Annotated in this window: 24 protein-coding genes and 2 pseudogenes; 5 read left to right on the top strand and 21 right to left on the bottom strand. The window is 39.9% G+C overall.

What is annotated here, in order from left to right; all coding sequences use genetic code 11:
• The first annotated feature begins 30 nt into the window (after nucleotides 1–30).
• A pseudogene (locus C1S74_RS27025) lies at nucleotides 31–333 on the top strand (hypothetical protein).
• Between the two features lie 213 nt (nucleotides 334–546).
• Here C1S74_RS27025 and C1S74_RS00780 read toward each other — a convergent pair.
• From C1S74_RS00780 to C1S74_RS00745, 6 genes are all read right to left on the bottom strand, one after another.
• Nucleotides 547–1,002 (bottom strand): hypothetical protein, encoded by a 456-nt coding sequence (locus tag C1S74_RS00780; RefSeq protein WP_045396160.1) that lies wholly within the window; start codon nucleotides 1,000–1,002, stop codon nucleotides 547–549.
• Nucleotides 1,003–1,209: 207 nt separating this feature from the next.
• Nucleotides 1,210–1,473, bottom strand: coding sequence for a hypothetical protein (locus C1S74_RS00770; protein WP_005448110.1), 264 nt, complete (start codon nucleotides 1,471–1,473; stop codon nucleotides 1,210–1,212).
• 679 nt (nucleotides 1,474–2,152) lie between these two features.
• A complete protein-coding gene (locus tag C1S74_RS00760; RefSeq protein ID WP_156145303.1) occupies nucleotides 2,153–2,599 on the bottom strand; it encodes a hypothetical protein in 447 nt (148 codons plus the stop codon).
• A gap of 3 nt (nucleotides 2,600–2,602) precedes the next feature.
• Nucleotides 2,603–2,773, bottom strand: coding sequence for a hypothetical protein (locus tag C1S74_RS26400; protein WP_156145304.1), 171 nt, complete (start codon nucleotides 2,771–2,773; stop codon nucleotides 2,603–2,605).
• A 174-nt stretch (nucleotides 2,774–2,947) separates the two neighbouring features.
• Nucleotides 2,948–3,268, bottom strand: a complete 321-nt coding sequence (locus C1S74_RS00755; RefSeq protein WP_045396164.1) for a DUF2834 domain-containing protein — start codon at nucleotides 3,266–3,268, stop codon at nucleotides 2,948–2,950.
• Nucleotides 3,269–3,946: 678 nt separating this feature from the next.
• On the bottom strand, nucleotides 3,947–4,705 hold the full coding sequence (locus C1S74_RS00745) for a hypothetical protein (protein ID WP_045396166.1): 759 nt from the start codon (nucleotides 4,703–4,705) through the stop codon (nucleotides 3,947–3,949).
• 334 nt (nucleotides 4,706–5,039) lie between these two features.
• On the opposite strand from C1S74_RS00745, the gene C1S74_RS00735 reads away from it, so the two are divergent.
• Nucleotides 5,040–5,327: a 2TM domain-containing protein gene (locus C1S74_RS00735; protein ID WP_052437277.1), complete on the top strand. Its 288-nt coding sequence runs from the start codon at nucleotides 5,040–5,042 to the stop codon at nucleotides 5,325–5,327.
• Nucleotides 5,328–5,539: 212 nt separating this feature from the next.
• Here C1S74_RS00735 and C1S74_RS00730 read toward each other — a convergent pair whose 3' ends face one another.
• The 11 genes from C1S74_RS00730 to C1S74_RS00660 form a co-directional block, all read right to left on the bottom strand.
• The gene (locus tag C1S74_RS00730; RefSeq protein WP_045396169.1) at nucleotides 5,540–5,887 is read right to left on the bottom strand and encodes a DUF3024 domain-containing protein; all 348 of its coding nucleotides are present in this window, start codon (nucleotides 5,885–5,887) and stop codon (nucleotides 5,540–5,542) included.
• Between the two features lie 200 nt (nucleotides 5,888–6,087).
• The gene (locus C1S74_RS00725; protein WP_045396173.1) at nucleotides 6,088–6,786 is read right to left on the bottom strand and encodes a hypothetical protein; all 699 of its coding nucleotides are present in this window, start codon (nucleotides 6,784–6,786) and stop codon (nucleotides 6,088–6,090) included.
• Nucleotides 6,787–6,904: 118 nt separating this feature from the next.
• Nucleotides 6,905–7,891, bottom strand: coding sequence for a hypothetical protein (locus C1S74_RS00720; RefSeq protein ID WP_045396175.1), 987 nt, complete (start codon nucleotides 7,889–7,891; stop codon nucleotides 6,905–6,907).
• A 147-nt stretch (nucleotides 7,892–8,038) separates the two neighbouring features.
• Nucleotides 8,039–8,887, bottom strand: coding sequence for a trypsin-like serine peptidase (locus tag C1S74_RS00715; RefSeq protein ID WP_009384428.1), 849 nt, complete (start codon nucleotides 8,885–8,887; stop codon nucleotides 8,039–8,041).
• Nucleotides 8,888–9,048: 161 nt separating this feature from the next.
• Nucleotides 9,049–9,324, bottom strand: coding sequence for a hypothetical protein (locus C1S74_RS00710; protein ID WP_103415201.1), 276 nt, complete (start codon nucleotides 9,322–9,324; stop codon nucleotides 9,049–9,051).
• 159 nt (nucleotides 9,325–9,483) lie between these two features.
• Nucleotides 9,484–10,041, bottom strand: coding sequence for a nucleotidyltransferase family protein (locus tag C1S74_RS00705; RefSeq protein ID WP_045398039.1), 558 nt, complete (start codon nucleotides 10,039–10,041; stop codon nucleotides 9,484–9,486).
• Between the two features lie 142 nt (nucleotides 10,042–10,183).
• The gene (locus C1S74_RS00695) at nucleotides 10,184–10,819 is read right to left on the bottom strand and encodes an SEL1-like repeat protein (RefSeq protein ID WP_229631753.1); all 636 of its coding nucleotides are present in this window, start codon (nucleotides 10,817–10,819) and stop codon (nucleotides 10,184–10,186) included.
• A 792-nt stretch (nucleotides 10,820–11,611) separates the two neighbouring features.
• Complete coding sequence (locus C1S74_RS00680; protein ID WP_045400994.1) at nucleotides 11,612–12,013, bottom strand: HIT family protein; 402 nt, start codon at nucleotides 12,011–12,013, stop codon at nucleotides 11,612–11,614.
• 169 nt (nucleotides 12,014–12,182) lie between these two features.
• On the bottom strand, nucleotides 12,183–12,563 hold the full coding sequence (locus C1S74_RS00675) for a hypothetical protein (protein ID WP_045400997.1): 381 nt from the start codon (nucleotides 12,561–12,563) through the stop codon (nucleotides 12,183–12,185).
• Nucleotides 12,564–12,573: 10 nt separating this feature from the next.
• Complete coding sequence (locus C1S74_RS00670) at nucleotides 12,574–12,873, bottom strand: hypothetical protein (protein WP_082039064.1); 300 nt, start codon at nucleotides 12,871–12,873, stop codon at nucleotides 12,574–12,576.
• Nucleotides 12,874–13,127: 254 nt separating this feature from the next.
• Nucleotides 13,128–14,525 carry a KAP family P-loop NTPase fold protein gene (locus tag C1S74_RS00660; RefSeq protein WP_045400999.1) on the bottom strand — a complete coding sequence of 466 codons (1,398 nt, stop codon included), beginning with the start codon at nucleotides 14,523–14,525 and terminating at the stop codon, nucleotides 13,128–13,130.
• A gap of 195 nt (nucleotides 14,526–14,720) precedes the next feature.
• Here C1S74_RS00660 and C1S74_RS00645 point away from each other — a divergent pair, with 195 nt between their 5' ends.
• On the top strand, nucleotides 14,721–14,969 hold the full coding sequence (locus C1S74_RS00645) for a type II toxin-antitoxin system Phd/YefM family antitoxin (RefSeq protein WP_045401001.1): 249 nt from the start codon (nucleotides 14,721–14,723) through the stop codon (nucleotides 14,967–14,969).
• Nucleotides 14,959–15,249, top strand: coding sequence for a type II toxin-antitoxin system RelE family toxin (locus C1S74_RS00640; RefSeq protein ID WP_045401004.1), 291 nt, complete (start codon nucleotides 14,959–14,961; stop codon nucleotides 15,247–15,249). Before C1S74_RS00645 ends, C1S74_RS00640 begins: the two co-directional genes overlap by 11 nt.
• 644 nt (nucleotides 15,250–15,893) lie before the next feature.
• Here the strand turns inward: C1S74_RS00640 and C1S74_RS00630 are convergent.
• Both C1S74_RS00630 and C1S74_RS00620 read right to left on the bottom strand, forming a co-directional pair.
• Nucleotides 15,894–16,343, bottom strand: coding sequence for a hypothetical protein (locus C1S74_RS00630; protein ID WP_052437317.1), 450 nt, complete (start codon nucleotides 16,341–16,343; stop codon nucleotides 15,894–15,896).
• A 144-nt stretch (nucleotides 16,344–16,487) separates the two neighbouring features.
• The gene (locus C1S74_RS00620; RefSeq protein ID WP_045402124.1) at nucleotides 16,488–16,817 is read right to left on the bottom strand and encodes a hypothetical protein; all 330 of its coding nucleotides are present in this window, start codon (nucleotides 16,815–16,817) and stop codon (nucleotides 16,488–16,490) included.
• Between the two features lie 879 nt (nucleotides 16,818–17,696).
• Here C1S74_RS00620 and C1S74_RS26675 point away from each other — a divergent pair.
• Nucleotides 17,697–18,019 (top strand): annotated as a pseudogene (locus tag C1S74_RS26675) (hypothetical protein).
• Between the two features lie 201 nt (nucleotides 18,020–18,220).
• Here C1S74_RS26675 and C1S74_RS00590 read toward each other — a convergent pair.
• Entirely contained in the window at nucleotides 18,221–18,742 is a 522-nt protein-coding gene (locus C1S74_RS00590; protein ID WP_045402127.1) for a GNAT family N-acetyltransferase, read from the bottom strand.
• A 685-nt stretch (nucleotides 18,743–19,427) separates the two neighbouring features.
• A complete protein-coding gene (locus C1S74_RS00575; RefSeq protein WP_045402130.1) occupies nucleotides 19,428–19,898 on the bottom strand; it encodes a GNAT family N-acetyltransferase in 471 nt (156 codons plus the stop codon).
• Nucleotides 19,899–19,958 lie beyond the last annotated feature (60 nt).

Genomic DNA, 19,958 nt, shown 5'->3' with positions numbered 1-19,958 from the left:
AGTCAGGTGTAGTCTCAAAGCGGCTACTCAATGAAACCACTTGGAACAAACAACGCCGTAGAAAACGGACTGACAACACCGAAAAACGCTTTTGGAAAACCAATCTAACAGTGCGGACTTTCAACAAAGTCACTGAAACCACATGGAACTTACAACACCAGAGAAAACGTTTTTTCAGCGAGTAGATCTGCTTTTTAACCAACAAACTCACCGAGCAGAGTTGCAACCAAAAATAGACTCTCGATTGCCCTGTTCTGTCAGCACCAAAGAACAAAACAACCGCTAGGACACTTGCATAACTTTGGACTTAAAACAGCTGAAACTGAGTTATGACCATCGATGAAGAGCCTGTATAGCAACCAATCATCAGCCAAATTTTGAACTTAAAAACATGATTTTGATTGCTAGCTTTTTCTGGCGACTAACGCCCTGTTAAGGTGTGAGCAACGCAATACCGATGCCGCTGCATACTACCTTAAACACTAGACGCAACGCATAGTAAAAATGCCACGCGTTGCGAATCACTCTTAAACAGTTTGTTAGGTGCTAGCCTCCCATGATAGTTTGCATAACTGTATTTAGATCCATAGAACTAACACCTTCGATAACCTCACCTAGCCAAGACCCTACCGTTGCAACATTTGCCACCGTAGATAGTTTTTGACCTAAGCTAGACTTTTTAATTAGCTCCTGCCGTTTTTGGGTATCCGACTCACCAACAATACCTGATAACTCATTAGCAAACTTGAAGCGCTCTGTTGCGGTTGCAGTTTTTAGTATTTGTAAAAACTGATCGTCTAAACTGCCTGCGACGATTCCTGCACCATTATTCACAAACTGTGTGTTATCCATATCAACTTCGACGCCATCTCCAAGCAGCATCCCAATCCCATTTCCTTCTAAATGACAATCTGTCATTTTGATTGACGCCCCCATAGGAGAATTCTTTTTAGGCTCTGTTTCTACAACTTTTTTTCTACGAAATGGAATCACATTAGTCATATATCGCTCCTTTGGAATAGCACTAATATAATTGGGGTTGCATATTTATGTTTCAATGAGATGACTAAACTTTTGTGGCACCTAACGCCTTGTTAAGGTGTGAGGCACGCAATACCGAAGCCTCCGCATACCACCTTAATCACTAAACTTGACGCATAGTAAAAATGCCACGCGTGCCGAATCACTCTTAAACAATTTGTTATAAGGTTACGCACAACGAATGATTACTGTGCCTAACCCATAATTAACTTCACCAAATCTTTTGTTTAAGTGGATGCTTTTTGGCAATACAAATCGGCTTTCAATTAAATCAAAGTCTATTGGCTTTTTTAAAATACAAAGATAACCAGTAGGATTAGAGCTCCACGTATAGTCAGTAAAAACTTCATTCCCGCTTTCCAAGAGCAATTCAAGAATTGGATTAAGAACTCTGTATTTGGGACCAATAATCTTATCTGTAAGCTCTATCATCAAATACCTTATAACGCCCTGTTAAGGTGTGAGCAACGCAATTACGAAGCTCACGCATACCACCTTAAACACTAAACGCAACGCATAGTAAAAATGCCACGCGTTGCGAATCACTCTTAAACAGTTTGTTATGTTTTACCACAAATACATGATTTAACTGAGAAAGAACTGATATTTCTAACTAGTTTTCTGAAGCAAACCACAAGGCTGAAACCAACTTGGCCGCCAAAGGCGACCAACTAGAAGCGAGTCATTCCACTTCCCTGCCCAATGAGGCAATCCGACCAAGAAACAACAAGCGCCCTTTCTTTCCAACAAAAGCGCAAGACAATGATGAGTTGCCGAGGCAACTGCCAAGCCGAAATGCTAATTGGCTAAGAACCCTAAAGCGACTTAAAGCCAGTTACACAAACAACCGACCGCCACGACCTGACAATGAAGCAACCCACGAATATTGGCATGTTTTACAGGCTGAGTGGTTCAAGAACTTAGACCGACAATACTGATTTGCTGAGTCTACTAGGGACGAATTACCAGAGGGACAGAGAACTAGAGCCTAAGACCTTTAAGCCTTTGAATTACAAGTAAACATAACGCCGCATTAAGGTGTGAGCAGCGCTTGGCTATACTTGAGCGAAGCGAAAATGCCGAGCGTTGCGAATCACTCTTAAATGCTTTGTTAGCTGAAATTTGTTAACTCATATCTAAATGTTTTTGGTTTAATGACGTTTAACTTTGGTTGGAATGCCCATATTGCAATCTCTTCCAAAACAGGAATTTGCTCTAAATTTCCTAACTCAATAAAACGAGCTTTAAGATTTTTAGAAATATAAGCTATTGATCCTTGCTTATCACTACCCGTAGCTTTCTCTATCTTGAGACGTAGAGTTGCACCAGTACTTGTCCCCACATATTGTTCACAACGCTTTCTTATTGGTTGCTTGTCTGCTTTCCCAATGTAAATGACCTGATTTTCTAAATATACAAAGTACAATCCATGATAAAGGGGGAAAGAGCTCATATTAGAAAATGAAGCTGTTGATTTACTTAACTTACTTTCAAAAGCTTTGATAGCACTGCTGGGTGATGACAACATTAATTCATCAAAATCAATACAGTTTAACAACTTTCAATCTTCTTCATCGTTTGTTTTATTGTCATCAATATTTTCTGTCACCTGTAATCGAATCTGCTCGATTGACATATCATGCTCTTCAGGTGTTCTGGGCATATCTGGATATGCCTCATCAGCAATATCAATAAACTTTCTCATCTCTTCTGTAGAATTTTCATTACACATCAGTTTAACTCCTGTATTTACTCAACTTAATCATTAATAACGCGTTTTCATTTCCGCTAACGCCAAATTAAGGTGTGAACAACGCCGCCACCTTAGCTAAAGCATTGTGCCATAAACACTAAACTAGCTTGAAGTGAAAGCGCCAAGCGTTGTGAATCACTCTTAAATTTATTGTTAGGGCTGTGGCTGAAGGGACTGTTTTTCTTTGAAATAAAGGTACATTGGGAGCCCAAACGACACACCAACTGACAAAGTTCCCAACACTGCAAAATATCGATACTTCACTTTATGTTTTTGCCCGTCCACTAAAATAAAGCCTATCAGAGCAATCGCACCAACCAAGACATCAAGCCAGGCCATTATACTAATGGGGTTTGCCACCGCTTCACTGAACAAAAGACTAATATCTAAGCCATTAGCAACTAGCCAAGGAACCAACGCTCCATACGGTAGCAATATACCTAACAAAGTAAGAACTAGATAAAACCTTACCATTTCGCCATCCTTGCAAATTTTTTGTAGTAAGCCCTAACGCCTTGCTAAGGTGTGAGTAACGCAATACAAAAGCTACCGCACGACGCCTTAATCACCATAAGCCACCGCAAAGTAAAAATGCCACGCGTTACGAATCACTCTTAAGCAATTTGTTAGTACATGCGCTACTTCTATTTATGCGCTCCAAGGTATTGAAAATTGAGATGATATGAAAGGCTTTGAACACTGAAGTGAGACGGGCAGCTACAAAACTTTATCGCCATTGAGAGACGAAAGTTGGCTAGAAGAAAAATGCTCTGAACTGCCCTACTTTCACTTGCTTCAAATTAGAAAAGGATTCTTTCCTCGTACTTCAGCAGCCACACCAAAAAGTAATCAAGGTTCTCTCAAAAGCCACCACGAAAATGAATAAGCGCCAAAGAAATAGACTAGAGTTAGAAGCCGTAAACGGTGAAATCAAAGCGAACACTCCGCATATAGTGCCACCGGAAAGAACGTGAAAGGTACAAACTGAAAGGTGTAAAGACGAGCGCCAAAACAGATAAACACCAAAACTAATGGCCTTTGATGTCAAACCCGTACTAACGCCGCATTAAGGTGTGAGCAGCGCTTGGCTGTACTTGAGCGAAGCGAAACTGCCAAGCGTTGCGAATCACTCTTAAATGCTTTGTTATATTTTTAATTCAACGCAATCTTTTCAACTACCTTTAGAAGGAATTTACGCCCTTCCTCGGACTTAAATATATTGATCAAGGTCTCCTTAATCTTTCCTTTATTAAGTTTTAACCACATTGACTTAGGATACTTAGGTGCATTTTCACTGGCTTTATCTATGGCTGAGCGCAGTGCTTCAATTTTTGCCTGAGAAATATCGCACTGTTCTTGAAGCTCTTCAACACGTTGGTACAACCTTTCAAGGTTCTCCTTTAACGAGGTCACTTCATTCTCTGTGAACTTCTGATTAGGTTTGTCAATATCATGCGGAAAAATCGCTTCTACTTGTTTTTCTAGTTCCGCATCGCTGTATTCTGTTTGGTTGTAGATTGATAACAACTCAGCTTCTATATTATTAGCCCAAACAGGCAATCGCTGGATAAAGCTAGTTAAGTTGAGAAAAGAAATCGTATCTGTAGCTTTTACAGAACCCGGAGATTCCGTCGAGACATACTTATTCTTTGTGACGGTTTTAGTATCAGGCTCACCATAATGCGTACCGCGCATAGGAGCAAGCATTTCGTCTTCCATATCCCTGTGAAGCTGTAACGTTTCTTGGTATTCAATCTCTTCAAGCGAGATCTTGAACCCGTCATGATGCTTAAACTTAATGGAGACCAATTCACCATAAGAAGGATATGTTATTTCCACATCCTCTAAGCTGAACTGTGTTTTACAAAGGGCCTCTTCAATTTGAAGCCGAAAGGTATTATTTACTTGCACCTTATCCTCCTAAAATATAACGCCGCGTTAAGTGGTGAGCAACGCAGACCACCACATTTAAACCATTGTGCCGTAAACACTAAAGCTGAATCAAACCGAAAATGCCAAGCGTTGGGAATCCGTCTTAAACGCTTTGTTAGCTTACGAGCTTGGGAGAACTAGACACTCAAGAATGCCACTTTTGGGTTCGTATCCCTTAGGCGTGGACACTTTATCCTAGTTATTGACACTTCACTTCCCCTTTTCAGCATTTCATCGCAAAGAAACCTCAAGCCCTACAACTACATTTATCATTACTCCGTATTCGATACTTACGTTAAAAAAGGATAGTGAAATGGATCAAACAATGCACACAACTAATCAACAAGAACACATACGGGCTCAAGTTAAAAAGGTAAAAGAATTTTATGTCCACTTAACCAAATACTTGTCGGTAATATGCCTATTGTTTGTCATTAATTTCGTAACTGGTACTGAGGAACTTTGGGCAATTTATCCTGCTTTAGGCTGGGGAATATTTATGGTTTCACACGCTATCAAGGCATTTGAGATATTCAATTTTTTAGGGGATGACTGGGAGCAAAAAGAAGTTGAAAAGCGCTTAACAAAACTACGAAAATGAGCTGCTAGAGTCTAGGCTTTCTATGGTGCAACAGCATCAAAAAGTGTATAAAAATCAATGATGTGCACTTAGAAAGCTAACGCCGCGTTAAGTGGTGAGCAACGCCAACCACCCTACCTAAACCATTGTGACATAAACACTTAACCCAAAATAAGCTTAAAATGCCGAGCGTTGGGAATCCGTCTTAAACGCTTTGTTATGTACGGGGCTAACTATCCCCAAAAGCTTCCATAAATATCCTCATTTAGAACCTCAAAAAATGACTCTAGATTCTTCACTTCTGGTGTTGGTTCATAAATGTGCCATTTTAAATCGGATTTCATCCAATAGATTGCCCACTCGTTACGTGATTTGTAGTACTTCACTTTAGCTATAGGACTTTCCATTTTTTCACTTGGGTTATTCCATTTTGGACGAACTTCGAATATTTCAATTGCCTGCCCATCCATTCGATACCCAAGATCCAACTCGCTCCTAATTTCTACTGGTGGTCGACGAGAATCAAGATAACTCTCAACTGCTTTTTCATATCGTTTTTGTTCGATTTCAGAGAATGCCATATCTGTTACCTAAGTTATTAATTAACTTCAGTTTACGACGTAAAGTGGTCGTGCGCATGGGTATTTTTTAGGAAAGAGAACATAACGCCGCGTTAAGTAGTGAGCAACGCCACCACCCTACCTAAACCATTGTGCCGTAAACACTAAAGGTGAATCAAACCGAAAGTGCCGAGCGTTGCGAATCTGTCTTAAACGCTTTGTTATGAGCATTTTCGATTTTCCAATGGGCGGTTGCTGACACTCCTTATAATATCTAAGTCAGTGTTGATCTGCTCAAATATGCTTTCCATTAGATCTTGTGTATCATTTACTAGTGCATTTCGAGCAGGAAACTGAGCATCATGAACATTCATGTCATTTTCATGTTCAGTATATGCCAATCCGTGAACCTCTAAACCATCAATACTTGCTTGTTTAAAACATTTTGACGCCTTAACCATCCATTTATCATATCGTACAGATAACTCCGGACTTATATATAATGCGTTATCTTCTAATAGAACTTTACATTGAACAAAATACTGATAAAAAGTTTCAATAGCATCTACTGGATCCTCTTCATGCATTGCATTTTCATGTTTATAGCGTAAGTATTTTAGTCTCAACGCGGATAGAGACCTATACGTGTTAACTTTATTGTCAAACAATAACTCATAAGTAGATTTAGATATTTGAAGCTGATTTTCTACCTTAAGTAAATTTAGCTGAAACTTATCATCTAAATCTCGCAACTCTCTTTGATATTCTTTCTTAAGCTTTTCGAGTTCTTTTAATGACTTCGATTTATACCCTTCAATGAAGCGGGTTGATAAAAACTTGCTAAGAAACCCTGACAAGGCAATTACAACTCCACCAACTGTCAATGACTCTCCAATATTGTTCAAAATTAAATCAAACACTAATATTTACCTCTAAACTGACGATGCTCATAACGCCGCATTAAGGTGTGAGCGACGCTTGGCTACACTTGAGCGAAGCGAAAATGCCAAGCGTTGCGAATCACTCTTAAATGCTTTGTTATAAACCGTTTTCGATAAGATCACCTGACTTACAAAAGACCTTGTTAGCACTTTGCATTATTGTTCTCGAATTGTAGGCGCTAAGTATTTCTTCATCATCGTTAACCAAAGAAACATTGATTTCTTTTGGCAGAGTTCTGAATAACTCTTGCACTCTCTCATTCCCATGCAGTGGGTGCTCTAGTGGTAAAGCCTTTGTTATATCAGCAAAATAGTATGCAATATGAGCATTTGAGTTCAAGTTAAATTCATAGTTTATGCTGCTACCAGAATCATCAAACTGATTGTAACCACGGTCTGATAATAAAACTGCTTGCCCTTTAGTGTAAGTAGAAATAATCACATAAATATAAGCATTCTGATTTTCATAGAAGCTTCTAGCTAATGCTTCAAGAATGTTTACGCCATGCTGGTCGCGAACAAACAAGAGCAAATAGATTGCCTTTAACCAATTAACATACTCTTGGGGTGTAAACCCATATCGTTCACAAATGGCAGATAAGTGCGGTTTATTGCTGTTTTCAATACTATCGTAAACAGCTTTGAGCTTCGGTTCAGTAGGGTGATAAGTGACATAACTTCCCAGAAATGAAAGCGTATTTTTATATGAATAAGGATTTCTAATACTGTTCAAAAATTTAAGAATGAATACTTTTTGGAGTTCAGCGGAGCAGTCGGTGTCTCCGTTAGATACCTTACACAATAGTGCTTCAGTTGCATTCGATATATCAGATTCATATCGACCAAACTCGCTTTCAAAATTGAGCCTGACGGTTTTATCTAAAACATTGAAACTATACAAATCTAAGTCAGACAAATTCCGAGAAATACTGACACTCTTTGGATTAGCTAACGTACCATCATCATGTGAAAGAACGTCATAAGAGAAGAGCTTTTGATTTCTTAAGCGCGCTGAAGGGTTAAATGAGTTCAACCTTTGTTCAGCCTGTGACAAAAAGTGTTGATTGATTGTATTACTTTCCAAATATCCTCCTAGGTTTTTATAACGCCGCGTTAAGTGGTGAGCAACGCCAACCACCCTGCCTAAACCATTGTGACATAAACACTTAACCCAAAGTATGCCGAAAACGCCTTGCGTTGGGAATCCGTCTTGAACGCTTTGTTATACGAATTATTCCTCGGTCTCTTTAATTTTCTTACGTGAGTTATAATCATATTCAGCAGCATTCAATAGCTCTTCTAGTGCGGATACGTGCCAAACGCGACCTAGATCTGATTGCGCGTTTACTCGACCAGAATAAATTCCTAGAAACTCCCAAGCAACATTACCCGACAAACTTGCACTAATTCGGTTATCTTTTATTGTTCTGTAACCAGACGTTCTAAAAGCGATAACTGGCGAACCCGATTGACCCTGTCTCGTTCGACAGTCAATTAGAAATACAGGATTGTCTTCTGAGATCAAACTTAGTTCTTGTGCTAAGAACCCTGTCGCCCAAACAGGCAATTTTCCGCTTGTAGACATACCAAACGGGAAACCAATTACACTCACAGGTTCTGCTGGACTAACAACCATGCCAACACGGTCAAGATCAAGCTGGAGATAGTACGGTAATTTAAGCACATCACTACCCCAGTTTAGATTTAGAGCAACAATATCAGCTTTTTCACCTAACTTGGGATGCTCAATCCAAAATGGAGAACCGTCCTCTCGATATAATGGTAACTTAACCTTAATCCAGTCCCCAATATCATCCTCAGGTCGATGAAAATGAATAACAATATTATCAGGAACACCCAGGGTCGAGCTTAAACACTCTCCTGTTTCTTGATGTCTACCTGTAACGTTATGTCTATTAGTTACTAAAGCACAGTGAGATTGATGAGTGTTGGAGATTAGTGTTGCGGTGCCCGTGCTCAATAACTGGTCACCAAAATACATTTCGATAAATAGAGACTTTAGAGAAGGAAGCTCTATATTTAGAGGGTAAACATTAGCCTGTTTTTGTTTTGTTTCCATTTTAACTACCTACAATCTCAACAATTCGTATAACGCCGCATTAAGTGGTGAACAACGCGACCACCTAACCTTAAACCTTGCCACATAAAACACTGAAGCCGACCTAGACTGAATTCGCCAAGCGTTGAGAATCCGTCTTAAATGCTTTGTTATGTGCGTTGCTAAAATCTTGCTATATGACGTTTATACTTTTCTTCACGCCAGCACCAAATCAGAAAACTTACAGGAATAGCACCAATGGAGCACCAAACACCACTCATTAATACATCAGTAGTTTGAGCCCAACCCCAAGCCGCTTCTGACAAAAACAACGGTTCAATACTTCGACCTATCATCATACCTAAAACCGCAGGAAAAGAAGTGCGGACAGTAAAGCTAAGACTCCCCTTTTGTCTCTCTAGCTTCCACTTCGAGAACTCGATATCTGGGTCTTTCATTATCTCCTCCGTAAGATATTCGCCCTAAGCACATAACGCCGCGTTAAGTGGTGAGCAACGCTACCACCTTACCTAAACCATTGTGCCGTAAACACTTAAGCCAAAGCAAACCGGAAATGCCAAGCGTTGGGAATCCGTCTTAAACGCTTTGTTAGTTGGCTATTCCCAAGGTTCCACTGTAATGTCAGGCCAACGCTTACGATAACCACCGACCATTTGATTGTAGCTTTCGCGCGTCATTGCAATGGGATTTGGCTTTACCCTTTTATTGAATGCGTCAGATAGCCCATAAGGTGAATAAATACGCATGGTACCGTGTGAATTTAACCTAAATCCGATCGCAAATGCAGATAGCCAAGAATCAATGCCCTGCTCTACTTTTGTATATGCAGGTATAGTTTGACCAAATTTATAAGGGTACCATTCATGAACACGTGCTTGGTTTACCACATCAATTGGGACTTCATGCTTCACGGTACTGTTAATTCTGCGTTTGTAGCTTTCTTCATTAGATGTACTAGCGCTATCGAAGTAAACAATATCGAAGTCCTTAACGTTCTTGAGTGACCTTTCACCTGAAAGTGAGTTCCAAATCAGTTGTGTGACTGAACCACCGGCAATGAAGTAGTCAGGTAATCCAACCTCAATACATGCTTGAGCAGTTTCCATTAGCTCAGGAGTATTTCTAATTAACTTTTCTAGTTGATGTTCTAACATGTTCCCCCTGCCAACTAACGCCCTGCTAAGGGGTGAGCAACGCAATGCCGATGTTGCCGCAAACCACCTTAGTCACTAAATTCAACGCATGGTGAAAATGCCACGCGTTGCGAATCCCTCTTGAGCAGTTTGTTATGTAACACTACTCAACAGTATGCGCCGTGCACTCAACGCCTTTGGAACGAACTATATACTCGTTTACATACTCTACACCACCATTCTCTAGAGCTAGCTGTAAATGATAAAGCCCCTTGCACTTATCTGTCTTTTCATACACTCGACTGAGCGTGTAATGAGGTAAAACAAGCGAAGCTTTTGTGTAACTGAGCCGTCGTTTCAAGAGGCTTATTACCTGTGCTCGGTCGTAGTTACCCTCACCGTATAGGAAATAAGCATAATTTCCGATGGTGATCGGATCATTTAATGCCTCACCTGTTTTATACCATTTAAGCAAAGCATTTCTTGAGTTAGGTAACGTTGAAAAATAGTGGGATACAAGCTGTCTTACTGCGTAAATGTTTCCACATTCACCAGCATTTGTTAGGTGTTTAATGGCTAAATCCAAATCAGGTTCAAACACAATTCCACGAAAGTAGAACATACCCTTAATGTAATTAGCTTCACAGCTATCTTCTTTTTCAAGCCTCTCTAAGTTGTCATGCAGTTCATAGGCAGTCGTGTTGAGTACCTCACTAAAAATCTCGGATGTTAACTGACTTGAGTTACTTGCAAAGCTAGTTGTGATTAACGTAAGAAGAACAATAATATGTCTAACCATCAAATCTTCCTTAATATCCGAGTGCTGGTGTTACATAACGCCCTGTTAAGGTGTGAGCAACGCAATACCGAAGCCGCCGCATACCACCTTAAACACTAAAACCAACGCATAGTAAAAATGCCACGCGTTGCGAATCACTCTTAAACAGTTTGTTAGTCGCGAGGCACCGAGCGACCATTTTAAGCCGAACTAAACTTTGCGAACAACAAACTTTATGTGCTTTGATGTATTTAAGTCAGGCGTAGTCTCACAGCAGCTACTCAATGAAACCACTTGGAACATAAAACGCCGTAGAAAACGGGCTTGCAACACAAAAAAGCGCTTTTGGAAAACCAATCTAACAGTGCGGACTTTCAACAAAGTCACTGAAACCACGTGGAACTTACAACACCAGAGAAGACGACTTGTCAGCGAGTAGATCCGCTTTTGAACCAACAAACTCACCGGGCAGAGTTGCAACCAAGAACAGACGCTTGATTGCCCTGCTCTGTCAGCACCAAAGAACAAAACAACCGCTAGTACACTTACAAAGCTTTGGACTTAAAACAGCTGAAACTGAGTTTTGACCATCGATGAAGAACCTGTATAGCAAACAATCATCAGCCAAATTTTAAGCTTAGAAACATGATTTTGATTGCTAGCTTTTTCTGGCGACTAACGCCTTGTTAAGGTGTGAGGCACGCGATACCGAAGCCTCCGCATAACACCTAAACCACTAAAACCAACGCATAGTAAAAATGCCACGCGTGCCGAATCACTCTTGAACAATTTGTTAGCATACTTTTTCAACGCTCATAGTTCTTTAAGTGATTCTCTAAGTTTATCCATCGTTTGAATTCCAAGTTCACTACTAACCCAACCATACTGGTCGCCATGGAACCTAGGGAAAATATGCAAATGGTAGTGGTCGAGCTCGTTGAAATGAGGTGCCTCTCCATTGTTTTGCATAAAGCCGATACCATCGGGATTGAACTTAGCTTCTATACGCTTATATAAATCTCTTGCGACGTCGGTGATCTCTAAAAACACAGACTCAGGCAGGTCGATGAAAGTGCGGTATTGATTCTTAGGACAAATTAAAATATGTCCAAAGTTGATTGGGTCATGGTCTGCAAAAGCTATAACTTGGTCAGATTCGTACACGATGACCGAGTCAATTTCACGATTAACAACTTGTTCGACTATCGTAGTCATCTGAACTCCTATCAAAGTATGCTAACGCCGCATTAAGGTGTGAGCAACGCTACCACTGCACCTAACCATACCACCTTAAACACAAAATCCAACGATGGAATGGCAAATGCCAAGCGTTGGGAATCACTCTTAAATGCTTTGTTATGCTTCTGATTACACCTGAAAGCCTCTAAATAGCCTGCTCTTTTAGTAGCTTAGATTTAATCGTTTTATAACATGACACCCCGGTTGCCGCGAGAACACCAATAATTGTAGATTGTACGTCTGCCGCTAAAGTAGCGAACGTAGCTGAATTAGTTAACCAGCTATTGCCTGTATCAGAAAACTTACCTTCTCTTTCGATTATCTCAGATAGTAGCGTATTAACTTGCTCTTCATTTAGAGCTTCTATTGGTAAACCCAACTTTCCAAGTGCGTTCAAACCCGCTTTGTTTCCCTCTAAATGTATACGGGGGCAATTTCGGGCTTTAATAAATTGTTCTGAAATGGTTTCATTATCAATTAATACTGCATCTTCACAGCCTTCTAAATCAAACATCGGTCCTGTCATTTTAATTACCTCACTTATAAGGGTTGTAACCAAAAACTCTTAGATACAAAAGAGCATAATGAAAGCAAACATTATTTCCTTTTTGAAAAGAGGCAGCAGAGAAACTTAGACTTCCACCGTGAGTGCAGCCTCGCGCATTCAAGCCTTTTAACTGTCTTCCACGTAACCCAGTACTACAATTTCCAAAATCAACTTGATTTAACGAAAGACCATCTGAATTTTCAGCATCAATACCCACATCAAACCCACTGATCCCGACATTTATAAATGAGCAATTACTGCTATTACTGATTTTGATCGCGCAAGACATTCATAGACCTATTATCAATTTACCTACTTATACATATGGGGAGGACTGTATAAATAAACAAGGCCTCTTGATGAATAATGTAATTTTGTAAATAGAACTGCTTTGTATTGAGCTGAGCTCGGAAGCATAACGCCCAATTAAGGTGTGAAGCACGCGCCCACAAAACTTAACTGGAACACCGTAATCACCATACCTAGCCCAAACCCAAAATGCCAAGCGTGCTGAATCACTCTTAAATTGTTTGTTAGCAATATTTAAGCACTAAACCGAGAAGCGACCTCTATTTTTTTAACTAGAGAATCTAATACACCTATTCCACCATCCCATTCAAACTGTGACAATATTTTTAATATTCGGTCAGCACGGCGCTTTTGATTATCTGTGGAGTCTTCAGAATCTCGAATCATAACGTATGGTGCAGTTAACTCTTCACCAGCGTAATGATTTGTTCGACTAGCGACAATATATGCTTCTAAAACTGCACCATAGTTACTTTCAAAGAATACATCCGAACTATCTGCACTCTTTATCGTATCGATAAACTGTATAGGAGACAATTCCCCAAAAATAAATTTTTTATACGTTTTAGGCTCTTTTACTTTCAGTACAATCAGTAAACATAAAAACAATGGATACAACTTATGATTAGAAGGCGTTGTCCGAATGGAAAGGCTTAATAGAGAACAACAATGAATTTGTTCACGTAACGTTAATTGGTAAATGTCAAATAACTCTGTAAATATTTTTAATGCTTGCTCACCTTCATACCTAGTACTGTCTGCTTGTTTAGTTGAAAAGTACTCATTGAATGAATATTTATCAAATAATGCTCTAATAAATTGTCCTTTCTCTGGGGATGGTAGTAAGTAATCAAAATCAATAAATCGTCTTAAATATCCATTTACATTTATATCTCGACCATAGACAGCTTTAATTGAATGACCTAATTGCTCCTTATCTGCTCCTAAAACAAAGATAATATTTGGCACATTGAAAAAATGTTTTGCTTTTTCCAATATTTCAATAGAAAAGTTAGGTCGACACCTATCTAGTTCATCAATTATAAAAACCAGTGGTTTATCATTTTCAGAGGAAAGATTGTTCGCAAAGTTTGCTAAATGTTCCCTAAAAGCACCAAGTGCTTTTTTAGCATTTTCATATTTTTCTATTTGATCGTTAGCTACAGATTCAGCAAATGAGCTCAACGCTTGCTCTGTCATTTTGTCTAGATCTAACACTCCTGCTGTAGCAACTTTAGTCGCCACTGGAATGGAACGTTTCACTAATCCTAAGCCAACTTTTTTGGCTTTTTGATAATACTCCTTTGCAGTTCCTTCATTTTCGGCATTTGTGAGGGCTTCAATAGCTGAGCCGATTTCACCAATCAATGATACAAACGCATCCTCTGTAAAATCATTCTCCCAAGCATTGAAATAAAGAGTAGGCACATCGCTATTTTTCAAATGTTGTTCCCACATTCTCAGAAATGTTGTTTTACCTTGCCCCCAAGGTGCGTCAATACAGACAACCATTGGTTCACTAGATGAACAGACAAATTCGGTAAGAATTTCTGCATTTTCCTTACGATTTAACTTATCGTTTTGAAAAGGGTTTTCCTCAATAATTTCTATTTCTTTTACTTTGAGTATCACGACTCCTCCTTATATTGCTAACGCCTTGCTAAGGTGTGAGCTACGCAATACCTTAGCCTCCGCATAATACCTTAAACACATAAACCAACGCATAGTAAAAATGCCACGCATTGCGAATCACTCTTAAGCAACTTGTTATACCGCTTGGTTGAGGCTAAAATGACCAAAACAAAGACCACTTAAGAGACCCATTAGATGACCACTAGAATTTTAGCCGATGTTGCTGCAAGCATTACTGAGTTGAAAGCTAACCCTATGAAAGTTGCAACTAGCGCTTACGGTCAACCTGTCGCTGTACTGAACCGAAATGAGCCAGCATTTTATTGCGTACCAGCCGAAGCGTACGAAATGATGATGGACAGACTCGAAGATCTTGAACTACTTACTATTGCGAAGGAGCGTGAATCTGAAGAGAGCATTTCGGTAAATATTGATGACCTATAAACTCGACTTTAAAAAGAGCGCACTCAAAGAGTGGAAAAAGCTTGGCTCAACGATTCAACAACAATTTAAGAAAAAGCTAATCGAGCGTTTAGATAACCCGCATGTTCAGGCTTCAAAACTCTCTGGATCTGACAACATGTATAAGATTAAGCTGCGCCAATCGGGCTACCGTCTCGTCTACAAAGTTGAAGACGATGTCATCATTGTAACCGTCTTAGCAGTCGGAAAACGCGAACGTAGCGATGTTTACCGTAAAGCTATGAAAAGGTTAGATGATTGATTGCGGTATAACGCCTTGCTAAGGTGTGAGTAACGCAATACAAAAGCTACCGCACAGTGCCTTAATCATATAAGCCACCGCAAAGTAAAAATGCCACGCGTTACGAATCACTCTTAAGCAATTTGTTAGTACATGCGCTACTTCTATTTATGCGCTCCAAGATATTGAAAAGTGACATGATATGAAAGGCTTTGAACACTGAAGTGAGACGGGCAGCTACAAAACTTTACCCCGATTGAAAGACGAAAGTTGGCTAGAAGAAAAACGCAATGAACTGCCCTACTTTCACTAGCTTCAAATTAGAAAAGGATTCGTTCCTCGTACTTCAACAGCAACACCAAAAGTAACCAAGGTTCTCTCAAAAGCCGCCACAAAAATGAAGAAGCGCCAAAGAAATAGGCTAAGAGTTAGAAACCGTAAACGGTGAAATCAAAGCGAACACACCGCATATAGTGCCACCGGAAAGAACGTGAAAGGCACTAACTTTAAGGTGTAAATATGATCGCCAAAACAGATAAACACCAAAACTTATGACCTTCTGATGCCAAACCCGTACTAACGCCGCATTAAGGTGTGAGTGACGCTTGGCTATACTTGAGCGAAGCGAAACTGCCAAGCGTTGCGAATCACTCTTAAATGCTTTGTTATGCCTTTAGTTTACTAATGATCAATTCATAAGTATGTTGAAATTCTGCCACTAAATTCAAATACCGTTCGGATAACCAAGGAGCAACTTGATTATCAACTGGTTGCTCAAATTTGTCGTGAAAACTAGAACTTTTTGCAATTATGATTTCTTCACAATCGTAGCCTCGCCAGTCAAACTGACTAGCTGTTATATCTACAACCATAGAACCAACTCGCAACCAATCGTGTGATGATAACTCTTCTTCATCGCCACCGTTGACACCGTGGATTAAGATAATGTTTTCGAAACCATGCTCTTTCAAATATAGTCCTAATAAGATGGATGCATCATCACAGCACCCGCCAGGAAACTGACTGAAAGCTAAAGAAGTATAAGTGAAATCACTAGGTTTACTGACTTCAAGAACACTACGAAACTCATGAACCAAAGACTCTAAATTTTGCAAAATATCTCCTAATGGCATAACGCCCTGTTAAGGTGTGAGCAACGCAATACTGAAGCCGCCGCATACCACCTTAAACACTAAACGCAACGCATAGTAAAAATGCCACACGTTGCGAATCACTCTTAAACAGCTTGTTATACATCTTTATGAAGCAATTAAAGCGCTCAATTTTATTGCATTTTTCTTATCTAAGTCTCGATCAAATGCATTAATACTACTGCATTTAATAACTAGATCTTCTATATGACCCCTATAGTTTTTCGCTTCAACTTCGGTTTCAGCAACCAAAGAAAAAACAAACTTCTTAAGATTCGATGAAAAAAACACTTCGTGTGAGCCAGTGACGTAGGCTGGTTGTATATTTGACTCTAGTTTGTGATGCTTGTGGGTGTTACTTTCTACTGCCCATAGAAAACACTTCTGAGTATCGTCGTTTCTGTAAACCCAAATATCTTCAAACTCAATAGAACTCACTTTCTACTTCTCCTTTTACTTCTAGATGTGTCCTGATGTATAACGCCCTGTTAAGGGGTGAGCAACGCAATACCAAAGCCGCCGCATACCACCTTAAACACTAAAACCAACGCATAGTAAAAATGCCACGCGTTGCGAATCCCTCTTGAACAGTTTGTTAGTTTGCAAACCCAAAGTATTGATTTTACATTATTTTAAACTCTGCAAACAATAAACTTTATGTGTTTTGATGCATTCAAGTCAGGCGTAGTCTCAAAGCGGCTACTCAATGAAACCACGTGGAACAAACAACGCCGCAGAAAACGAACTCACAACACCAAAAAGTGTTTTTGGAAAACCAATCTCACAATGCGGACTTTCAACAAAGTCACTGAAACCACGTGAACTTTCCACACCAGAGAAAACGCCATTTCAGCGAGTAAATCGGCTTTTGTACCAACAAACTCAACGAGCAGAGTTTCAGCAAAAAAGTTCAACTCAGTTAACCCAAAAAGTCGCCGCATCAAAGAACAAATCAACCGTTGAAACGATGCCAACTTTGGATTTTCACCACGCTAGTTAACCCTGAAATTGAAAGCCAATACGACAACTTAAACTTTGAGCTTTTACCACTAGATCTTGCGATATAGCTGCGTTTTTCCTCTTGCAAACTAACGCCCTGCTAAGGGGTGAGCAACGCAATACCGAAGCAGTCGCATACCACCTTAATCACTAAATTCAACGCATAGTAAAAATGCCACGCGTTGCGAATCCCTCTTGAGCAGTTTGTTAGTCGCGAGGCACCGTGCGACAATTTTAAGCCGAACTAAACTTTGCAAACAACAAACTTTATGTACTTTGATGCATTTAAGTCAGGCGCAGTCTCAAAGCGGCTACTCAATAAAACCACTTGGAACAAACAACGCCGCAGAAAAGGGACTGACAACACCAAAAAGCGCTTTTGGAAAACCAATCTCACAATGCGGACTTTCAACAAAGTCACTGAAACCACGTGGAAATTACCACACCAGAGAAAGCGTCATCTCAGCGAATAAATCAGCTTTGAACCAACAAACTCACCGAGCAGAGTTGCAACCCAAAACAGACTCTCGATTGCACAGCTCTACCAACACCAAAGAACAAAACAAACACTGGGATGGTTACAAAACTTTGGACTTAAAACAGCTGAAAATGAGTTTAGACCAAAGACGATGAACCTGTGAACCGAACAATCAGCAGTCAAATCTTGAGCTCATAAGCATGATTTTGACTACTAGCTTTTTCTGGCGACTAACGCCCTGTTAAGGTGTGAGCAACGCAATACAAAAGCCACCGCATACTACCTTAAACACTAAACGCAACGCATAGTAAAAATGCCACGCGTTGCGAATCACTCTTAAACAGTTTGTTAGCCCTGTGGTTGACTAATACATATAACCTAGCCAATCAAAATGTCCAACGCCCCACTGTTTACCTCTGAGTGGTTTCACATACAGTTCATCAATATGCTCTACAGCGACACCAAAGTTAGTGTGCTCATGGAGCCTTAGCCAAGACTGCATACACTGAACTTTGTAGAAACCATTTGAAGAGTAGAAATCGTGTAACTCCGATATAAGGATTATGAAATCTACATCTTTAGTTTCGGCAAATGCCGATACTTCTGACAACATTAAAGAGCCAATACCTTGTCCTCGATAACGTTCATCAACACAGAAGTCGATTACCCCAAGAACCTTATGTATTTCTTCACCGACGCTAACGACTCGATAGTCTAGTCCAAGATAACCAACCAACTGTTCACCTTGAAAATGAAGAGCACGCATATGAGGTAGCTGCTTAAAGTAAGAGCGACTTATTTGGCTGTCTGGAAAAGCTTGGTTTCTTAATGCTTCGATTGCCTTATGATGCAATTCTGAAACATCTATTTCTTGTACGATTTCCATATCATTTCCTCGAAAAGGGCTAACGCCTTGCTAAGGTGTGAGTAACGCAATACAAAAGCTACCGCACAGCGCCTTAATCACATAAGCCACCGCAGAGTAAAAATGCCACGCGTTACGAATCACTCTTAAGCAATTTGTTAGTACATGCGCTACTTCTATTTATGCGCTCCAAGATATTGAAAACTGAGATGATATGAAAGGTTTTGAACACTGAAGTGAGACGGGCAGCTACAAAACTTTACCCCGATTGAAAGACGAAAGTTGGCTAGAAGAAAAACGCACTGAACTGCCCTACTTTCACTTGCTTCAAATTAGAAAAGGATTCTTTCCTCGTACTTCAACAGCCACAACAAAAGTGATCAAGGTTCTCTCAAAAACCACCACGAAAATGAAGAAGCACCAAAGAAATAGGATAAGAGTTAGAAGCCGTAAACGATGAAATCAAAGCGAACACTTCGCATATAGTGCCACCGGAAAGAACGTGAAAGGCACTAGCTGAAAGGTGTAAATACGAGCGCCAAAACAGATAAACACCAAAATTTATGACCTTTGATGTCAAACCCGTACTAACGCCCAATTAAGGGGTGAGCCACGCTACCACTACACTCAATTTGGACACCTTAAACACTGAACTAAACCCCAAACCAAAAATGCCAAGCGTGGGGAATCCCTCTTAAATTGTTTGTTATGTGGTGGCTTCCCACACCATGATAGTTGTTTCTATTTCGTGGTGTTTCGCCTCATGCAGAACTTTAAAACCATGATGTAAATACAGCTCGACATTGAAACTTTCACACTGAAGATACAACTGTTTAACTCCCAAGCTAATTGCTTTTTCTTTCGCAGAGTTCAACAAACTATGTGCAACACCTTTACCCCGATGACCAGGGTGCGTATACACACCACCAACCCAATGTTCATATTCTGGATAGTGCTTGTTCTCACGAAACTTAAGTTCTATGACACCGACAAGTTCTTTATCTATGTGAGCAACTAGCGACAAAGGAATCTCATTTCGATTAACTGATTTCTCTATAACTTTTTCTAGCACCATAGCTTCCGTGAAATCTGGAGCCATGCTAGCCCACTCATCGTAATACCATTTCGCTATATTTGGTGCTTCATGTGGAAAATCCGCTAGTAATGAAATTTTCATATTTCCTCTTAGCCACATAACGCCCAATTAAGGTGTGAAGCACGCGACCACGATACCTAA

This window comes from Vibrio hyugaensis (genome assembly GCF_002906655.1).
GTDB classification, from domain to species: Bacteria; Pseudomonadota; Gammaproteobacteria; order Enterobacterales; family Vibrionaceae; genus Vibrio; species Vibrio hyugaensis.
Note: the sequence above shows the minus strand (reverse complement) of the source record. Positions and strands in the feature narration are given on the sequence as shown.

What these genes read in the sequence shown, in the direction of transcription:
- C1S74_RS00780 (WP_045396160.1), bottom strand. Translation starts at nt 1,002, where the DNA reads ATGACTAATGTGATTCCATTTCGTAGAAAAAAAGTTGTAGAAACAGAG.
- C1S74_RS00770 (WP_005448110.1), bottom strand. Translation starts at nt 1,473, where the DNA reads ATGATAGAGCTTACAGATAAGATTATTGGTCCCAAATACAGAGTTCTT.
- C1S74_RS26400 (WP_156145304.1), bottom strand. Translation starts at nt 2,773, where the DNA reads ATGTGTAATGAAAATTCTACAGAAGAGATGAGAAAGTTTATTGATATT.
- C1S74_RS00755 (WP_045396164.1), bottom strand. Translation starts at nt 3,268, where the DNA reads ATGGTAAGGTTTTATCTAGTTCTTACTTTGTTAGGTATATTGCTACCG.
- C1S74_RS00735 (WP_052437277.1), top strand. Translation starts at nt 5,040, where the DNA reads ATGGATCAAACAATGCACACAACTAATCAACAAGAACACATACGGGCT.
- C1S74_RS00730 (WP_045396169.1), bottom strand. Translation starts at nt 5,887, where the DNA reads ATGGCATTCTCTGAAATCGAACAAAAACGATATGAAAAAGCAGTTGAG.
- C1S74_RS00715 (WP_009384428.1), bottom strand. Translation starts at nt 8,887, where the DNA reads ATGGAAACAAAACAAAAACAGGCTAATGTTTACCCTCTAAATATAGAG.
- C1S74_RS00710 (WP_103415201.1), bottom strand. Translation starts at nt 9,324, where the DNA reads ATGAAAGACCCAGATATCGAGTTCTCGAAGTGGAAGCTAGAGAGACAA.
- C1S74_RS00705 (WP_045398039.1), bottom strand. Translation starts at nt 10,041, where the DNA reads ATGTTAGAACATCAACTAGAAAAGTTAATTAGAAATACTCCTGAGCTA.
- C1S74_RS00695 (WP_229631753.1), bottom strand. Translation starts at nt 10,819, where the DNA reads ATGGTTAGACATATTATTGTTCTTCTTACGTTAATCACAACTAGCTTT.
- C1S74_RS00680 (WP_045400994.1), bottom strand. Translation starts at nt 12,013, where the DNA reads ATGACTACGATAGTCGAACAAGTTGTTAATCGTGAAATTGACTCGGTC.
- C1S74_RS00675 (WP_045400997.1), bottom strand. Translation starts at nt 12,563, where the DNA reads ATGACAGGACCGATGTTTGATTTAGAAGGCTGTGAAGATGCAGTATTA.
- C1S74_RS00670 (WP_082039064.1), bottom strand. Translation starts at nt 12,873, where the DNA reads ATGTCTTGCGCGATCAAAATCAGTAATAGCAGTAATTGCTCATTTATA.
- C1S74_RS00645 (WP_045401001.1), top strand. Translation starts at nt 14,721, where the DNA reads ATGACCACTAGAATTTTAGCCGATGTTGCTGCAAGCATTACTGAGTTG.
- C1S74_RS00640 (WP_045401004.1), top strand. Translation starts at nt 14,959, where the DNA reads ATGACCTATAAACTCGACTTTAAAAAGAGCGCACTCAAAGAGTGGAAA.
- C1S74_RS00590 (WP_045402127.1), bottom strand. Translation starts at nt 18,742, where the DNA reads ATGGAAATCGTACAAGAAATAGATGTTTCAGAATTGCATCATAAGGCA.
- C1S74_RS00575 (WP_045402130.1), bottom strand. Translation starts at nt 19,898, where the DNA reads ATGAAAATTTCATTACTAGCGGATTTTCCACATGAAGCACCAAATATA.